The organism is Streptomyces sp. NPDC026092, assembly GCF_040638605.1.
In the GTDB taxonomy this organism is placed as follows: Bacteria; Actinomycetota; Actinomycetes; order Streptomycetales; family Streptomycetaceae; genus Streptomyces.
This window is the reverse complement of record NZ_JBEZYN010000001.1, coordinates 399307-414992: the sequence shown is the minus strand read 5'-3', so window position 1 is coordinate 414992 and position 15686 is coordinate 399307. Positions and strand designations below refer to the sequence as shown.

General features: G+C 73.8%; 15 protein-coding genes. 5 read left to right on the top strand and 10 right to left on the bottom strand.

The annotated features are described in order from the left end of the window. Positions 1-62 precede the first annotated feature (62 nt). Positions 63-1268, bottom strand: coding sequence for an ROK family transcriptional regulator (locus AB0F56_RS01790; protein WP_362002883.1), 1206 nt, complete (start codon positions 1266-1268; stop codon positions 63-65). Between the two features lie 105 nt (positions 1269-1373). Between AB0F56_RS01790 and AB0F56_RS01785 the strand changes: the two genes are divergently transcribed. Further along, on the top strand, positions 1374-1937 hold the full coding sequence (locus tag AB0F56_RS01785) for a helix-turn-helix domain-containing protein (RefSeq protein WP_362002881.1): 564 nt from the start codon (positions 1374-1376) through the stop codon (positions 1935-1937). Beyond that, the gene (locus tag AB0F56_RS01780; protein ID WP_362002879.1) at positions 1934-2875 is read left to right on the top strand and encodes a ketopantoate reductase family protein; all 942 of its coding nucleotides are present in this window, start codon (positions 1934-1936) and stop codon (positions 2873-2875) included. Before AB0F56_RS01785 ends, AB0F56_RS01780 begins: the two co-directional genes overlap by 4 nt. Positions 2876-2928: 53 nt before the next feature. On the opposite strand, the gene AB0F56_RS01775 is transcribed toward AB0F56_RS01780, so the two are convergent. Continuing rightward, positions 2929-3492, bottom strand: a complete 564-nt coding sequence (locus AB0F56_RS01775; protein ID WP_362002877.1) for an antibiotic biosynthesis monooxygenase — start codon at positions 3490-3492, stop codon at positions 2929-2931. 308 nt (positions 3493-3800) lie between these two features. Between AB0F56_RS01775 and AB0F56_RS01770 the strand changes: the two genes are divergently transcribed. Beyond that, positions 3801-4805, top strand: coding sequence for a LuxR C-terminal-related transcriptional regulator (locus AB0F56_RS01770; protein WP_362002875.1), 1005 nt, complete (start codon positions 3801-3803; stop codon positions 4803-4805). Positions 4806-4814: 9 nt separating this feature from the next. Here AB0F56_RS01770 and AB0F56_RS01765 read toward each other — a convergent pair whose 3' ends face one another. Next, positions 4815-5084 carry a hypothetical protein gene (locus tag AB0F56_RS01765; protein WP_362002873.1) on the bottom strand — a complete coding sequence of 90 codons (270 nt, stop codon included), beginning with the start codon at positions 5082-5084 and terminating at the stop codon, positions 4815-4817. Continuing rightward, positions 5081-6331 carry an amidohydrolase gene (locus tag AB0F56_RS01760; protein ID WP_362002871.1) on the bottom strand — a complete coding sequence of 417 codons (1251 nt, stop codon included), beginning with the start codon at positions 6329-6331 and terminating at the stop codon, positions 5081-5083. The genes AB0F56_RS01765 and AB0F56_RS01760 overlap by 4 nt, the downstream gene beginning before the upstream one ends. Between AB0F56_RS01760 and AB0F56_RS01755 the strand changes: the two genes are divergently transcribed. Together AB0F56_RS01755 and AB0F56_RS01750 are read left to right on the top strand one after the other, a co-directional pair. Continuing rightward, positions 6330-6557, top strand: a complete 228-nt coding sequence (locus AB0F56_RS01755) for a hypothetical protein (protein ID WP_362002869.1) — start codon at positions 6330-6332, stop codon at positions 6555-6557. The genes AB0F56_RS01760 and AB0F56_RS01755 overlap by 2 nt on opposite strands. 83 nt (positions 6558-6640) lie before the next feature. Further along, positions 6641-6817, top strand: a complete 177-nt coding sequence (locus tag AB0F56_RS01750) for a thiazolylpeptide-type bacteriocin (protein WP_015609023.1) — start codon at positions 6641-6643, stop codon at positions 6815-6817. A 92-nt stretch (positions 6818-6909) separates the two neighbouring features. On the opposite strand, the gene AB0F56_RS01745 is transcribed toward AB0F56_RS01750, so the two are convergent. The 6 genes from AB0F56_RS01745 to AB0F56_RS01720 form a co-directional block, all read right to left on the bottom strand. Continuing rightward, on the bottom strand, positions 6910-8892 hold the full coding sequence (locus tag AB0F56_RS01745; protein WP_362002867.1) for a TOMM precursor leader peptide-binding protein: 1983 nt from the start codon (positions 8890-8892) through the stop codon (positions 6910-6912). Continuing rightward, positions 8889-9644, bottom strand: a complete 756-nt coding sequence (locus tag AB0F56_RS01740) for an ABC transporter permease (protein ID WP_362002865.1) — start codon at positions 9642-9644, stop codon at positions 8889-8891. The genes AB0F56_RS01745 and AB0F56_RS01740 overlap by 4 nt, the downstream gene beginning before the upstream one ends. 64 nt (positions 9645-9708) lie before the next feature. Continuing rightward, positions 9709-10695 carry an ABC transporter ATP-binding protein gene (locus tag AB0F56_RS01735; protein WP_362002863.1) on the bottom strand — a complete coding sequence of 329 codons (987 nt, stop codon included), beginning with the start codon at positions 10693-10695 and terminating at the stop codon, positions 9709-9711. Positions 10696-10709: 14 nt separating this feature from the next. Continuing rightward, the gene (locus AB0F56_RS01730) at positions 10710-11828 is read right to left on the bottom strand and encodes a M50 family metallopeptidase (RefSeq protein ID WP_362002861.1); all 1119 of its coding nucleotides are present in this window, start codon (positions 11826-11828) and stop codon (positions 10710-10712) included. Continuing rightward, a complete protein-coding gene (locus tag AB0F56_RS01725; RefSeq protein WP_362002859.1) occupies positions 11825-12901 on the bottom strand; it encodes a lantibiotic dehydratase C-terminal domain-containing protein in 1077 nt (358 codons plus the stop codon). The genes AB0F56_RS01730 and AB0F56_RS01725 overlap by 4 nt, the downstream gene beginning before the upstream one ends. Then, positions 12898-15684 (bottom strand): lantibiotic dehydratase, encoded by a 2787-nt coding sequence (locus AB0F56_RS01720; protein ID WP_362002857.1) that lies wholly within the window; start codon positions 15682-15684, stop codon positions 12898-12900. The genes AB0F56_RS01725 and AB0F56_RS01720 overlap by 4 nt, the downstream gene beginning before the upstream one ends. Positions 15685-15686: the final 2 nt, after the last annotated feature.

Here is a 15686-nt window from a genome sequence, read left to right as displayed (position 1 = left end):
GCGGCAGGACGGAGTGCGGCACGGGCCGCCCGGCGAACGGCGGGGCGCCGCGGCCGCGAGCCTCAGGTCATGTACGTCAAGGGATCGTCGAGGACCTGGCGGATGACGAACGCGGCCGCGCCTCGGGACGCCGGGGTCGCCGGGGACGCGGGGCGGAGCCGGCCCGCGGCCGGGGGCCAGAGGCCGGAGACAACGCGGCGGGCGAGTTCGGCGTTCACGGCCGGGCCGAGACGGGCCATCAGCAGGGGGTAGATCCCGCCGAGAACGACCGCCTCGGGGTCGAGCAGGTTCACCGCGCCGGAGAGCGCGAGGCCCAGCATCCGGCCCGCCTCCTCGACGGCGGCCACCGCGCGGGGCTCCCCCGCGTCGGCGGCGCGCGCCAGCTCCTCCACCCCGGCGGCCCCCGCCGCCCGCAGCAGCGCCGACTGGCCCGCGTACTGCTCCAGGCACCCGCGCGAGCCGCAGCGGCACAGGGGCCCGTCGGCGTCCACGGGCAGGTGGCCGATCTCGCCGGCGAAGCCGTGGGCGCCGCGCAGCAGTTCGCCGTCCACGACGATCGCGCCGCCCACCCCGATCTCGCCGGTCAGGTACAGGAAGGTCCGTACGTCACCGAGGGCGCCGAACCACAGCTCCGCGAGCGCGGCCGCGTTCGCCTCGTTGTCGGAGGTGACCGGCAGCTCGCCCTGCCCGGGCCACCGCTCCGCGAGGGCCTCGCCGAAGAGCCGGTCGGCGGGCACGCGGTTCCAGCCGAGGTTCGGGGCCTGCTGGACGGTTCCGGACGAGACGAGGCCCGGCAGGGCGAGCCGTACCCCGGCCGGGCGCAGCTCCCGCTCCGCCGCGCTCCGCAGCGCCTGCGCCGCGAGCCCGGCGGCGCGCGCGAGGACCTCGGCCGGCTCGGCCGCCCGGTTGTCGACGGACTCCGCGACCCGGACCCGGTCGCTCCCCGCGAGGTCGACGACGCACACGGACACGTAGTCGACGTTGATCTCGACCCCGAGCCCGGCGGGACCGGTGCCGGCGGGCTTCAGGACCGTCCCCGGCCGGCCCGCCTGGCCGCTGAAGGTCTTGCCCGACTCGACCAGGAAGCCCTGCTCCATGAGCTGTTCCACCAGGGAGGAGACGGCGGCGCGGGTGAGGCCGACGCGCGCCGCGACGGCCGCGCGGGTCGTCTCGCCCGCGTCGTGGACGGTGCGCAGGACGAGGCTCAGGTTGTGGCGTCGCACGCTCGCCTTGTCGGCCTTGGGCTCCCGGGTCGGTGGCGTCTTCATCGTCCCCGAGCCTAATCCCCCTCCGCCCCCTTCTCCTTCACCCCGTTCCTCCCTGTTCCGCGAAAAGAGTTCAACCACCGAACTCTCTGCGCTACTGTCTGCCGCATGCCACTCCCCCGCGACTACAGCGGCCAGAGCTGCGCCCTCTCACGCTCCATGGAGGTCGTCGGTGAGCGCTGGACGCTGCTGATCGTGCGGGACGCGTTCTTCGGGGTCCGCCGGTTCGGCGAGTTCGCCGCCCATCTCCGGCTCCCCCGCGCCGTCCTGGCCGACCGGCTCGCCTCGCTCACGGACGCGGGCGTCCTCGCCCGCCTTCCGGACACCGGCCGCCGCGAGGTCTACGCCCTCACCTCCAAGGGCGTCGCGCTCTGGCCGGCCGTCCGCGCGCTCACGTCCTGGGGCGACGACTTCTACGGCTCCGCCGGCGGGCCGCGCCGCGTCTTCCGCCACGCCGACGACGACGCGCCGATCGCCGAGGACGGCCGGTGTACGGGGTGCGGGGCCCCGGTCCCGGTCGGCGACGTCCTCGTGGCGCCGGGCCCTGGCCTCGCGCCTCCGGCCGAGGACGACGACCCGGTGACGGCGGCCCTCGCCCGCCCGCACCGGCTGCTCCGCCCCCTGCTCGTACCGTCCACCGCGCAACGTTCCCCGAGAGGTCCGCACTCATGAAGATCCTGGTCGTCGGCGCCGGAGCCACCGGAGGCTACTTCGGGGCGCTGCTCGCCCGTTCCGGACAGGACGTCACCTTCCTGGTCCGCCCGCGCCGCGCGGCCGAGCTGCGCGAGCGCACCCTGCGCGTCGTCGGGCGCGGCAGTCCGAGCGAGGAGTGGTCCGTCGCGCCCCGGCTCGTCACGGCCGACACGCTGGACACGACGTACGACCTCGTCCTGTTCTCGGTGAAGTCCACCGCCCTGGAGCAGGCGATGGAGGACGTCGCGCCGGCCGTCGGACCGGACACCGTCATCGTGCCGCTGCTGAACGGTCTCGCCCACATCGACGCCCTGAACACCCGCTTCGGCGCCGCGCGGGTCCTCGGCGGGGTCGCCAAGGTGGTCACCACGCTCGACGAACACGGGGACATCGTCCGCCTCGCGCCGATCGCCCATCTGACGATCGGCGAGCAGGACGGGACGCCCACCGCGCGCGTGGAGAAGGTCCGGTCCGTCCTCGCCGAGGCCGGCATCGACGCCCTGGTGCCGGAGGACGTCATGACGTCCATGTGGCACAAATGGGTCTTCATCACCACGTTCGGCGCGGTGACGAGCCTGATGCGGGGCACGGTCGGGGAGGTCACCGCCGTCCCGGGCGGCGCGGAGCTCGGCCCGGCCGTCCTCGCCGAGGCGGCGGCGGTCGCGGAGGCGGCAGGCCATCCCGTACCGCAGGCGGAACGGGACATGACGCTCGGCATCGTGACCGCCACCGGGTCGCCCATGGTGCCCTCCCTGTACCGGGACCTGGTCGCCGGGCGCCCGACGGAGGTCGAGCACCTCTTCGGGGACCTGGTGGCACGCGCGCGTGCCCTGTCCGTGCCCACGCCGCTGCTCGGCCTCGCCACCCTGCACCTGCGGGTCCACCAGGCGCGGGTCACGGCGACCGCCGCGCTCTGAGGACACCCTCAAGCGCCCTGAAGACACCTCTCAAGCGTCCTGAAGGCGACTCCTCAGCGGCTCAGCCAGCCCCTGAGGAGCCTGCTCACGGCCGGCATCGACACGTACGTCATCAGGACGTTGAAGACACACGCGACGACCGCGCTGCTCAGCACGTACGGCAGCGCGGTCAGCCGGGGCACCAGGAGCCAGCCGCCGAGGAGCGAGATCGGGTAGATCGCGAGCGTCGCGCTGATCGCCATCTTCCACCGCGGCGGCGCGGGCCGGGTCGAGCCCGGCTTGGCGAACCAGGTCTCCATGCCGGTCAGTTTCCGCCGGGCTATCTCGGTGTGGTGGTGCCCCTCGCAATCCGCGAACCAGGCCGCCCTCTCCGGCGACTCCTGCCAGATCCGGCAGGCCTCCGCGTCCCGGAACCGGTGGACGAGGAACCAGGGGGCGTCGCCTCCGGACGAGCGGAAGAGCCCGTACCCGAGGTGCCCCGGGAAGGCGGCCGCGCTCTCGAGGATGCCCCTGGCCCACCGCTCGAAGGCCGCTTCGTAGCCGGGCTCCACCCGGCGGGCTATCAGCAGGGTCACCTCGCCGGTGTCGGCGGGGACGGTGGTGTGTTCAAGACTCACCGCGGTCACTCGTACTCCTCGTGATCACACCGCGCCCGCCGACACTGTACGCGGCGCCCGGCCGAGAACGGCGATGAGGACGGGGATGAGGACGGGGATGAGGACGGCGACAAGGACGATGACGGGGACGGTCACGTGGCCCATCCCGGGGGGGGAACCACCCACAAATTCACCGACGCTTCGTACACGCTCCGGTCCGAGCCGGTCACGGCCAGCGGTGCGATCATCTAGTGTTCCCACGACCACACCGGTGGCCCGCGAGACCCGCACACCGCCACCGTGGATCAGGGACTGGGGGCGATGCGCACGTGGCCGAGAACGAGATGGCCGTGTTCGGAGTCTCGGCTCTGGAGGAGGAGCTCTACCGGCATTTCCTCCGCAACCCGGACACCCCCGCCGACGACGTCCATCTGCTGCTGCACACCGACCCGGACGAGACCCGCGCCTGCCTCGCGCGGCTGCGCGCCCTCGAACTGCTCCACCCCGAACGGCCCGACGGACGGGTCTCCCCCGCCGAACCCGAGGCGGCACTGACCCGGCTGACCGACCGCCGGCTCACCGAGCTGCACCGGGAGCTGCAACGGGTCACCCGATCCCGGCACGTCATCGACGGGTTACGCGCGGAGACCTCGGCCCGCACGGAGACCTCCGTCGGCATCGAGCAGCTGGACGGCCTCTCCAACATCCGCAACCGGATCGACGACCTCGCCTTCTTCGCCCGCGACGAGATCCTGGCCGTCGAGACCTCCCACCGGCTCTCCCCCGAGAACATCGCCCGCTCCCGGCCGCTCGACCTGCGATGTCTGCGGCGCGGCGTACGGATCCGCAACGTGGTCGTACGCGCCGCGCTCGACGACCGGCCGACGGCCGACTACCTCCGCGAACTGGCCTCCCACGGGGCCGAGATACGGGTCACCGGCGACACCGCCGAGCGGATGATCGTGTACGACCGCTCCACCGCCCTTGTACCGCTCGACCCGCGCAACACCGCGCGCGGCGCGCTGCTCGCGCACCAGAGCGGCCTGGTCACGAACATCATCGCGCTGTTCGAGAAGATCTGGGAGGGCGCGGAGGATCTCGCCTCCTCGGCTCGCTCCGAGGGCTCCGGACCCGGTGGCGGCGGCGATCTGACCGAACGCGAGCGACAGGTGCTTGCGTTCATGTGCACGGGTGCCAAGGACGAGGCGGGGGCACGCGAGTTGGAGGTCTCGGTCCGTACCTATCGGCGCTACGTCGCCGAACTGCTCCAGACCCTCGGCGCCAACAGCAGGGCCCAGGCCGCCCTCCTCGCGCGCGAGCGCGGCTGGATCTGAACCCGGGGCCTACCGACTGCCGCCAGGCACCGACCAGCCGTGCAGGGCGGCGTCCGCGAGGACGGCGGCCACCGTCCGCCGCACGGCCGGACGGTCGACGTCCCCGTCGAGGGCGATCCGCAGCCGGATGCGGTCGGCGGCCACCTGGGGCGTACAGGCCCAGTGACCCGGCAGCAGACAGAGGAGGCGGATCACGGTCGTCGGCCCCGCCGGGGCCGTGGCGTCGTGGCGTACGGCCACCACGTCGACGAATCGGAGCGCGTGGTCGGTCACGATCATGTCCCCTCTCCAGCCGTGAGGACGTGCAGGGCGGCGGCCGTGAGGGCGGTGATGCCGGTCGGCAGGGCGGTGCGTACGTCCGGGGCGAACTCCGGTGCGTGGTTGGGCGGGAGCGGCTCGCCCGACTCCACGGCCCGCCGCCACCGCGCGGCCCCGACCGTGCCGAGCAGCCAGTACGCCAGGGGGACGCCGTCCGCGCCGAAGGCGGCGTAGTCCTCGGTGGCGGTGAGCGGGGGCGTGAGCGTGACCCGGCGCGCGCCGAGCGCGGTCGCGTGGACCCGGCGCAGGGCGGCCGTCGCCGCCGGGTCCGGGACGAGGACGGGCGAGCGGGCGGTGACCGTGAACTCCGGCTCTCTCGGGCAGCCGGACGCCGCGCACTCGGCGCGGACGATCCGCTCCACGGCCGCGTCGACCCGGGCGAGCGCCGCGTCCCCGAACGCCCGTGTGGACACGCTCAGTTCGGCCCGGTCGGGGATGACGTTGGCGCGGTCACCGGCGCGCAGGGAGCCGACGGTGAGGACGACCGGCTCGGCCGGCGCGGTCTCCCGCGCGACCACCGACTGGAGCCGTACGACGGTGGCGGCCGCGGTCAGGACCGGGTCGACGGAGAGGTGCGGGGTGCCGCCGTGGCCGCCGCGCCCGTGGATGACGACCTCAAGCGCCGTACTGGCGGGCATCAGCGGACCGGGGCCCGCGTGCGCGACCGTCCCGGCGGGTAACGGCGCCGCGTGCTGGGCGAGGACGAGGTCCGGGGTGCCGAACCGCTCGTAAAGACCGTCGTCGACCATCGCCCGCGCGCCCTGGAGGGTCTCCTCGGCGGGCTGGCCGACGACGAGGACCGTGCCCCGCCAGGCGGAGCGGGAGCGGGCGAGCCGGGCGAGCGCGCCCGCGGCGGCCGCCAGGTGCAGGTCGTGGCCGCACGCGTGCATCACGCCGGGGACCGTACTGGCGTACCGCAGGCCCGTACGTTCGGTGACCGGCAGGGCGTCCAGGTCGGCGCGGAGCAGCACGGTGGGTCCGGGGCCGTTGCGCAGGACTCCGACGACGCCGTGGCCCTTGCCCACACCCCGGGCGACGGTACAGCCGTGCAGCTCCAGCCAGGCGGCGAAGCGGTCGGCGGTGCGTGCCTCGTCGCCGGAGAGCTCGGGGTGGGTGTGCAGGTCGAGGTAGAGCTCGAGGGCGGGCCGCAGCTCCTCCTCGGGCACCTCGACGACCTCGGGCACCTCGGTGGCTGGCGTCGTGTCCATGTCTGTCTCCTGCCGGGGCTGCGGACGGCCGGGCGTCCTGGTGCGGCTGGGTGTCCTCGGGCTGCCGGGTGCCGTCGGGCTGCGGGGTGCCCTCGGGCTGCTGAGCGTCCTGGTGCGGCTGGGTGTCCCGCTCTTCGCGAGGGTGGGGTACGGGCCGGTCAGTGCGGCCTGCGGGGCGCTGTCACGGGGTGACAGCGAACTGACAGCGGCACGACGGCCGATCTGACAGCGGGCCCGGCTGGAATGAGGCCTCGCAAGGGAGTGCCGCCGGAGCAGCCGGCGGACCCCTGTGACGCGAAGGAGAACCCCATGGCGCCCAAGACGGAGCTCGCGACCCTCGCCGACGAGATCCTCGAGCTGGAGTCGGAGACCTTCGAGATCTCGGACTACTCGGACGCGGTCGAGGTCGTCCTGGCCGGGTGCACCTCGTCCTCCTCGACCTCCACCTGCTCCAGCACCACCAGCACCACCTCCTGCAGCGCCTGATCGCGCGTACCCCGCGATCGGCAGCCCCCGCCCGGCGGTGAACCCCGCCCGGGCGGGGGCTTCCCCTCGTTCGCCGGCCGTACGGAGGCGGCTCACGGGAACGGGTGCGGCACGGCCTTGATCTCGTCCTCGCGCAGATCGGCGGCCCGTCTGCCGGACGCCCGCAGGGCGGTGCGCAGCCGGGGCATCAGCAGGGCCCGCTGGCGGGTCCAGCCGAAGTCGAGGGGCAGCAGTCCCGGCACGATCGCGGCGACCGTGTGCAGGCCCATCCGCCGCTGCTCGGGGGTCGTCTGGTCGACGGCGATCACATCGTGCCCGGCGTGGACCAGCTCGTCGCGGAGCAGCCGCAGGTCGTCCATCAGGTCCCCGGTGCGGGGGCGCTTCGGCTCCCAGTCGGCGAAGGCCTCGTCGAGCGACAGGACGCCGTCCGGCTCCAGGTACTCGGCCGCGTGCACGGTCATCGAGGGCAGCCCGTAGAGCTGGGCGTGGTCCTTGAGGTGGAGGACCTTGGTGAAGTCCTGGGCCATCTCCTCCAGTTCGCCGATCCGTTCGGCCACCTGGTAGGGCAGATGGGGGATGTAGGTGAGGACTTCGGAGAGCGCGGAGTCCACGGTGCTCTCGGGGTCGAAGCCGGCCGCGGCGGCGAAGGAGAGAGCGCCGGGACCGCCGTCGCGGCGGACGGCGAGCGCGGTGACGACGGGGACGGCGAGGTCCATGCGGTTGTCGTAGGCGTACACGTCGTAGCCGTGCAGCGCGGCCCGGTCGATCATCGAACGGATCGCGGGGGCGCGGCAGGTGGCGAGGTCGATCCGGGTGAGCCGGGCACGGCCGTACCAGGCGAGCAGGAAGGCGTCCCGCTCGATCAGCTCCAACAGGCCGAAGAGGATGGCCTCTTCGAGGCTCCCGCCGGTGGCACAGCCGTTGGAGCACTCGAAGACGAAGTTGTCGGCGTCGACGCCCGCGCTGTAGTGCGCGAGGCGCGCCGGTACGAGGACGGGCGCGTCGGAGCGCAGCGAGTGGCCCCACACCCAGGGGATGGCGCGGTCCGGGTCGAACGGGCTGACGAGGTGGTCGCGTTCGTACGTCTCCGGGGCGTACAGACCGCACTCGGCGGGGTCGAGGACGGGCGTCCCGGCGGCGAGGAGTTCGTGGTACGAGGCGGAGACGGGCGCCGTGCCGCGTCGGCGGTGGGTGCCCGCGTAGCGCTCCAGGCCCTCCAGCTGGGCCAGCGTACGGCTGGTGCCGTAGCTGTTGGCCTGGCCGCTCCAGGTGACGTCGTTGAGGCCCGCGTAGCCCCGGACGAAATGGGTGCCGGCCACCGGGGCGGTGGTGGTGGAGACCGGGTTGATCCAGACGTCGGAGCCGAGGGCGCCGCAGACCGGGTTGGCCAGGGCCGTGGTGGGCAGCGGGTACGAGCCGAGGGACCGCAGCCGGTATCCGGACGGGTCCGGCTTGGGCGCCGGGCCGAGGGTCATCCGGGCCGACTCGGCGGTGTCGGGGCGCTCGCGCACGCACGAGGGGCAGAGCGGCTCGGGCAGCAGCGGGAAGGTCGCCGTGGCGAGGGTCGCGAGGTCGACCCGGGTGACCTGCGGCAGCTCCCGGTCGGGCGCCGAGGCTGTGGAGGGGCCGGTGCGGTCGCCGGGGAGCGTCGCCCGGTACGCGGCCCAGACGGCGTCCAGGGCGTAGTCGGTGAACACCGGCCAGGCGACGGCGCCTTGAGACGCGTACCCCAGCTCCAGGGCTTCCCGCTCGGAGCGGCTGCGCAGCCGCTGCCAGCGCATGGCGAGGCACTGCCCGCAGGCCACCCGCGCGCCGTCCCGGCCGCCGCCCCAGGGGCCGAGGAGCACGGCCCGTGAGGTGAGGTGGACGGTGGCCTCGGGCCGAATCCGGGCGTACGGGTCGGGGCGGCCGAAGCCCAGGGTGTCGGCGGCGCCGAGCGGAACCACCAGGGGTGCGGGCAGCCGCTCCTGTCCGGCGTGGCGGGCGGTCAGCGCGCGCTGGAGCAGCGCCCTGGCCGCCTCCAGCGGTGCGCCCGCGGGGGCGGCGGACTGTGCGCTCGGCGCCTGGGTCGTCATGACTTGTCGCTCCAGCGGAAGGTCTTCAAGGCGATGGCTCCGAGGACGACGGCGACTCCGGCGAGGACGGCGCAGGCCACGCCGATGTCGCCGCCCGAGCCGTTGCCGGTGAGCGCGGCGGAGACGCCGTCGTTGAGGTAGAAGAGCGGCAGGGCGTGGGCGAGGCTCTGCATCCACTCCGGCATCGCGTCCAGCGGGAAGAAGGAACCGGACAGGAACGCCATCGGGATCATCAGGCAGTTGGCGACGGCCGCGACCGCCTCGGGCGTCTTCGCGAACGAGCCGACGATGACGCCGAGGGCGAGGAAGGCGGTGATGCCGAGCACGAGGACCGGCAGCACGAGCGGCCAGGAGCCGGCCGGCTTCAGCCCGAACCAGGGCAGCAGCGCCACCCCCACGAACAGCGCGGTCTGCACGATGCCGATGGCGACGGCGAGCCCGTAGCGGGAGGCGAGCACGGAGGGCAGCCGGACCGGCGTCATCCGGATGAGCCGCAGGATGTCGTCTCGGCGCCACTGCATGAGCACGAAGCCCACCCCGAAGACGGCCGCGTTGGCGACACCCCAGGACAGCACGCCGGGGGCGATGTAGTTGATGTACGGCTGCCCGCTCTGCTCGACCTCCTTGCCGTGGAAGATCAGCCCGAACACGACCAGGAAGAGCAGCGGGAAGGCGAAGGTGAAGAAGAGGGTGGTCTTGTCGCGGGTGTAGGCCCGGTAGCCCGCGCGGGTCAGTGCGGCGTATGCGCTCATGGGGTGGGTCTCCGTGTCCGTTCTCTGAACTCTGTCCACGTCCGGTGGACCGGGCGGGGCGTGGTTACGGCTGCGGGGTGACGTCGCCGGTCAGTTGGAGGTACACGTCCTCCAGGCTGGCCGTACGGGTGCGGATGCCCTGGAGGCCGGCGATCTCGCCGACCGCCGCCAGGACGGGCCCCGCGTCGAGGGTCTCCAGGACGACGGCGTCGGGCTCCTCGGTGACGCCGATGACACCGGGGATGGCCCGCGCGGCCTCCGGGGTGAGCCGCCCGGCGGGGACCACCAGGCAGGTGGTGGGGCTGCCCGCGGAGACGAGCCGTGCCGGGGTGTCGAGCGCGCGCACCCGCCCGTCCACGATGATGGCGACCCGGTCGCAGAGCGCCTCGGCCTCGTCGAGGTGGTGGGTGGTGTAGACGATGGTGCGGCCGGCGCCCTTCAGCTCGCGCAGGACCTGCCAGAGCGCGCGGCGGGCCTGCGGATCGAGGGCGGCCGTCGGCTCGTCCAGGAAGATCAGCTCCGGCTCGTGCACGAGAGCCGAGGCGATCGCGAGCCGCTGGCGCTGGCCGCCGGACAGGTCCTCGACGCGGACCGCGCCGTGCTCGGTGAGACCCACGGATTCCAGGGCCCGTGCGGCGGCGTCCGTTCCGGCGCCGTAGAGCGCGGCGACCGTCTCCAGGTGCTCGCGGGCCGTCAGCCGGACGAAGAACGCGGAGGTCTGGGTCTGCACGCCGATCCGGGGCAGCAGGCCGACGTTGCGGGGCCAGGGGCTCTCCCCGAACACGGCGACCGTGCCGGAGTCGGCCTGCCGCTGCCCCTCCACGATCTCGATCAGGGTGGTCTTCCCGGCGCCGTTGGGGCCGAGCAGTCCGAAGAACTCGCCGCGCGCCACCGTGAGCGAGATGCCGTCCACGGCCTGCTTGGAGCCGTACCGCTTGTGCACGGAGTCGAGCACGATGGCCGCGTCCCGGCGCTCGGCGCCCCCTCCCGGCTCGGTGGTCTCGTGCGGGGCCGCGCTCTCCCGCGCGGGAGACGGGGTGGTGGGGGGCATGGTGCGCTCCTTGGTCACGCGGCTCGGGCCGCGGTCAGCAGGTGGTGGACGATGGCCGCCGCCGAGGCGGCGAGAACTCCGAGGACGAGCAGGGTGCCCAGTCCGTAGGCGGTGTAGACGGTACGAGCCCGGCCCGGGTAGCCGGCCGCCGCCGGGTCGCGGCGGACGGCGAGGCGGAGGAAGTCGCGGCTGGAGGCGGCGAGTTCGGTGGCTCCGGCCCACTGGCTGACGATCTTGTAGCCGTCGAGCGGCGGCAGCGGGACCAGCATCGCGAACGCCTGCAGGCTGCCGAGCAGCAGCAGTCCGGTCAGGGCGTCGTGGGTCGCCGCGTCCACCGGTGCCCAGAGCCAGAGGGCGCAGAAGGGCAGCAGGAAGAGGAGGTTCATCACGGCGCCCGCGACGGCGGTCGCGATGCGGTGCCAACGGGTCCGGAGGTAGAGGTAGTTGTCCACGGTGCAATACATGATCACCACCGGGAGCCGCCAGCGCAGGCCGATCTCGCCGACTCGTCCGCCGAAATGGCGTGCGACCACTCCGTGCGCCAGTTCGTGGAGCGCGGTGCTCAGCCAGAGCAGGACGCCCGTGGCGGCCAGCAGGACGGGGTTGAGGAAGAGGTCCCGGGCGGCGAGCACGGCGTCGCCCAGGCGCAGGGCGAGGACGGTCTCCATGGCGAGGACGGCGACGAGCAGCGGCACCATGCACACGGGGTACAACAGGAAGCCGGCGGCGCGGTGCAGGCGCGCGGTGGTGGCGTCGGCGTCCGCGACGAGCCGGATGCTGCCGGCGAGGAGGCGCCGCGCGGGCGCCGCCTCGGGGACGGCGGCCGAGGCCGAGCCGTCGTGCGGGGCCGAGTCCGCGAGCAGGCCGCGGGTGCCCAGCATGCCGAGCAGCTGCCCCCAGTTGGCGTCGCCGAGCCGGCGCCCGTACTCCCGCGCGTACGCCTCGCCGAGCTGGTCGAGCGTACGGCTGCCGTCCATCCGGGAGATGAGGAAGGACTCCTTGACGCCGACCTTGAAGGACTGACCGCCGACGGTGTCCTTGATCAGGTGCACGGTGGCCGGGCCGCGCAGGTAGGGGTCGCTCACGAGCACGCCCGCGCGGAGGGCCGGCCGGTACTCGACCTCCGCCGTCATGGGGACTCCCGCAGGCAGCGGCCCAGGACGTGGGAGAGGTACGCCTCGTCGCGGATGGTCACGTGCAGCCGGTTGTTGGTCATGTGCATGTACGGGGAGAGCAGGAGCGGCAGCGCGACCGCCGGGTCGGTGACGCGCTCGTCCCGCTCGCCGTCCCAGGAACGGAAGACCAGGTCGCCGTCGCGCGCGAGCCGTTCCGCGCGCTCGCGCAGTTCGAGGCAGTGGTCGGCCCACCCGCCGAGGAACGAAGGCAGCCGTACGGGCCGCTGCCCGCCCGCCGCCACGGCGGCCCGGACGGCGGCGAAGCGGGCGGTCAGGTCCGGGGCCATGGCGGCGTAGTTGCGGTCGTACTCCTCGCTCCCGATGAAGCCGGTGCCGGGAAACGCCTTGTGCCAGAACTCGTAGTAGCTGTCGAGGTAGTCGGCCAGCTCCCGCTCCTCCGGCAGGAAGGCAGCCGACATGACCATCATCAGCTGGGCGGAGGTGCCGAGCAGCACCGTCCGCAGGTGGAGGTTCTTGGTGCGGAAGCCGTCCACGACCAGCTCGCTGGAGTGCCGGAAGTGCCACTCGGCCAGCTCGACCCCGGCCGGGCCGCCGTACTTGCCGAACTCCGGCTCGTACGGCTCGGCGCTGCGCGAGTTGTTGGGCCGCAGCATCATCCGGCCGTCGTCGTCGACGAAGGGCGCGCGCTCCGCGCCGGGGAACTCGATCTCGAAGAGCGTGTTGTAGAAGTCGTGCAGGAAGCCCGAGTCCACCTCGTACAGCGCCGGGCGCTCGGCCAGGAAGGTGTCGATCGCCTGCTCGGTCCTGCGGCGCACCTCGTCCTCGGCGGCGGGCGAGGAGGGGCGGATCCGGAGCCGGACGTGCGGGCCCTGGAGCCAGTAGTTGATGAAGAACCAGTTGCCGAGGAGTCCGTCCGCCGCGAGTTCGGCCACCAGCGGGCGCACGCACTGGAGCAGGAAGGGGCGGGGGTTGGCGGCGTAGAAGACGTGCGTGGCCTGCCAGGCGCCCTGCCCGGCCGCCGGGGTCGCGGTGGCGGACGGCGGGGTCGCGGGTGGGGTGGTGGCGGTCATCGGGAGTTCCCCTTCCGGGGCTGCGGGGACGGCGGGGTGGCGAGGGTCGCAGAGGTCACGGGGGTCGCGGGGATCGCCGGGGCCGCACGGTTTGCCTCCGCCGCCGGCGGCAGGGTTTCCACGGACAGTTCGGCCACGTGGCGGCCTCGCCCGGTCGTGACGTGCAGCTCGTCCTCGTCGGGCAGGGCCTCGCGGAAGACCACGCGGGCCTGCTCGCTCTTCAGGAGCGCCTCGAACGCGGCCAGCGAAAGGGCGCTGTCGAAGTCGACGTACTGCGGCTTGGCCCCGGTCGCCCCACGGGCCCCGCTGTCCGAGACAGTGGCGAACACCCGGTCCGGAAGCCCGTGGGCGCGCCGGAACCGGTGCCAGCCGAGGAACCGCTCCGCGTCGGCGGCGGGCCCCTCGCCCTCGCCCGCCGTGCTTCGCGGCGGAAGCGCGGTGGCGGGCGCACTCCAGCTGCGGCGCGCCAGGACCAGGCCGTCGTGGCGGACGCGGGGGCGGGAGGTGACGCCGGCGGTCGGCTCGCCCTCGGGCACGCCGCCCCAGACGTTCAGCGGTGCCATGGAGGTCGGCGAGAGCAGCAGGAGCGTGCGGGCGAGCTCGGGCAGGGCGAGCGGGACGAGGTAGCCGAGGTAGACGGGGACCAATTCGCGCCCGAGGCGGGTGGACCGGAGGACGAGCCGGTCGGTGGCCTCGTCGTGCTCGACGCACAGGTCGTCGAGGTCGATCCGGTACTCCGGTTCCAGGGTGCCCGTCTCGCCGGGGCAGACGATCTCGTACGGGACGAGGCGGCCGTGCAGGTTGAGGTTGCTGGTCACCGGGCCGCCGGTGACCTCGGCGAGGACCGCGCCCGGCGGCACGACGGCGGCCGAGGCTTCGAGCAGGCGCTCGGCGAGCCCGTCGAAGAGCTCCGTGAAGCGGCTGAAGGGGAAGGAGAGGCCACCGTACGAGCGGTTGAGGACGAGGAGCGGTCCGCCGTCGGGCCGGTCGGCGAGCTGAAGGTGGTGGCTCATGGGCGCGAAGTGCGGTGCGAGGCCGTCCAGTTCGGTCGCGATCTCCGCCATGAAGGCGTCGTCCAGGAGGATCTCGTCGGCGCCGGTGTCGCCGGCCGCCGCCCACAGGGAACGCATGCGGTCCACGAACGCCAGTCGAGCGGTGTCGAGCGCCTTCAGCTCGGGCTGCCCGAGCCAGTTCTCCTCGGGGACGTACCGGCCGTCCGCGTCGAAGGGGGTGCGCTTGGCGGTGAACGACATGTACTGCTCGAAGAAGTCCTCGTGGAAGTCGTGGACCAGCTTGAGCAGGTCGTCGCAGCGGCCGCCCTTTCCGTAGCGGGCGAGGAAGAAGCCCTTGAGGATGAGCCGTTGAGGGAGCGTCAGATCGAAGGCGGGCAGGACCCGTTCCACCGCCGCCAGCGGGGCCTCGGCGAGCCGCGCCCAGGTCCCGGCGTCGGGACCGGTCGCCGTTCCCGCCGCCGCGTCCTCGTACAGCACGGTCTGCGGTACGCGCCCCTCCTCGGCCCCCAGCCCGCGCTGGATCTCCCGCAGCCGCTCGCGCAGCGCGCCGAGCACGGCCGGACGCTCGTCGGGGGCGGCCTCCGCGAACCGGTCGACGAGCGACACCGGGGTGTCGAGTTCGGCGGCCAGTTCGTCCGCCCAGGGGCGGCCGACGGCGCGCAGGGCCGCCTGGAAGGCACGGAGCGGATCGGTGTCGTGGACCTCGGTACGCAGGACGGGCACCTGGAGCATGCCGACATCGAGGAGGGCGCCCAGATACCGCTCGACGTCCTCGGCACCGTCCGGGCCCGCGCCGTGCTCGGCGGCCAGCCAGACCGCGAGCTCGCCGTGGCGCAGGGTGCCGCGCTCCTCGAAGAGGCCGAGCAGCCGCTCCAGCGTGCCGCTGCGCCGCAGGAAGAACAGCCGGTCCTGTACGGCGTCGAAGGTCACGGCCGTGTCGTCGTCGCCCGCGGTGACCCAGCGCCGGACGTACCGCACCCGGTCGTCGTCCCGCCCCCAGCCGCTGGCGAGCGACACGGGCAGGTCCGCGCGGCGGACCGGGTCGGCGGCGATCGTCTCGGCGAGCCGCCCGAGGGCGACCACGTTCAGCCGGGCGTGCCCGGTCCACTCGTCGTCGACCCGGACGGCGAGGCCGTCCTCGTGCGCGGCGAACTCCCCGAGGGCGACCCCGGTGAACGTGGAGAACGGGCTGGTCTTGCACACGGTCCGGTAGAGATACGACAGCAGTGACCGCTCGATCTTGCGCAGCTTCTTCCCGGGGGTGCCCGCATCCAGACCCACCGCCCGTACGTACGCGTCGAGTTGGCCGTGCAGGACGGGCGAGGCCAGCAGCAGGGCCTTGCGCAGCCGTTCCTCGTCGGCGAGACGGGCCAGGGCGGCGCGGGCGCGACCGGTCTCCTCCGCGAGCAGTGCCGCGCCCTCGGCGCGCCGCTCCGCGAGCCTGCGGTGGTCGGCCAGCCAGGCGTCGAGCGCGCGACCGGTCTCCACGTCGAGCGAGGCGACCAACTCCCGCACGCCCACCGGGTCCTGAGGCGGACGCCCGTTGAAGACGGCGCGCCGCAGCGCGAGGAGCCGCCGCCGGACACCCTCCTGCCCGTCCTCGGTACGTCCGACCAGGCCGTGCAGCAGGTCGCCGACGGCCTCGCCCGCCGCCCGGAGCGCGTCGGTCGCGTCGGCGACCTCGTCGGCCCAGCGGCGGCTGCCGGGACAGCGCAGCTCTCGCACGGTCTCCACGGGCAGCCCCGCCACCCGGATCACGAACGGCGCCATGA

What these genes read in the sequence shown, in the direction of transcription:
- AB0F56_RS01745 (WP_362002867.1), bottom strand. Translation starts at nt 8,892, where the DNA reads ATGACGACCCAGGCGCCGAGCGCACAGTCCGCCGCCCCCGCGGGCGCA.
- AB0F56_RS01740 (WP_362002865.1), bottom strand. Translation starts at nt 9,644, where the DNA reads ATGAGCGCATACGCCGCACTGACCCGCGCGGGCTACCGGGCCTACACC.
- AB0F56_RS01735 (WP_362002863.1), bottom strand. Translation starts at nt 10,695, where the DNA reads ATGCCCCCCACCACCCCGTCTCCCGCGCGGGAGAGCGCGGCCCCGCAC.
- AB0F56_RS01750 (WP_015609023.1), top strand. Translation starts at nt 6,641, where the DNA reads ATGGCGCCCAAGACGGAGCTCGCGACCCTCGCCGACGAGATCCTCGAG.
- AB0F56_RS01780 (WP_362002879.1), top strand. Translation starts at nt 1,934, where the DNA reads ATGAAGATCCTGGTCGTCGGCGCCGGAGCCACCGGAGGCTACTTCGGG.
- AB0F56_RS01725 (WP_362002859.1), bottom strand. Translation starts at nt 12,901, where the DNA reads ATGACCGCCACCACCCCACCCGCGACCCCGCCGTCCGCCACCGCGACC.
- AB0F56_RS01720 (WP_362002857.1), bottom strand. Translation starts at nt 15,684, where the DNA reads ATGGCGCCGTTCGTGATCCGGGTGGCGGGGCTGCCCGTGGAGACCGTG.
- AB0F56_RS01765 (WP_362002873.1), bottom strand. Translation starts at nt 5,084, where the DNA reads ATGATCGTGACCGACCACGCGCTCCGATTCGTCGACGTGGTGGCCGTA.
- AB0F56_RS01790 (WP_362002883.1), bottom strand. Translation starts at nt 1,268, where the DNA reads ATGAAGACGCCACCGACCCGGGAGCCCAAGGCCGACAAGGCGAGCGTG.
- AB0F56_RS01755 (WP_362002869.1), top strand. Translation starts at nt 6,330, where the DNA reads ATGTCTGTCTCCTGCCGGGGCTGCGGACGGCCGGGCGTCCTGGTGCGG.
- AB0F56_RS01785 (WP_362002881.1), top strand. Translation starts at nt 1,374, where the DNA reads ATGCCACTCCCCCGCGACTACAGCGGCCAGAGCTGCGCCCTCTCACGC.
- AB0F56_RS01760 (WP_362002871.1), bottom strand. Translation starts at nt 6,331, where the DNA reads ATGGACACGACGCCAGCCACCGAGGTGCCCGAGGTCGTCGAGGTGCCC.
- AB0F56_RS01730 (WP_362002861.1), bottom strand. Translation starts at nt 11,828, where the DNA reads ATGACGGCGGAGGTCGAGTACCGGCCGGCCCTCCGCGCGGGCGTGCTC.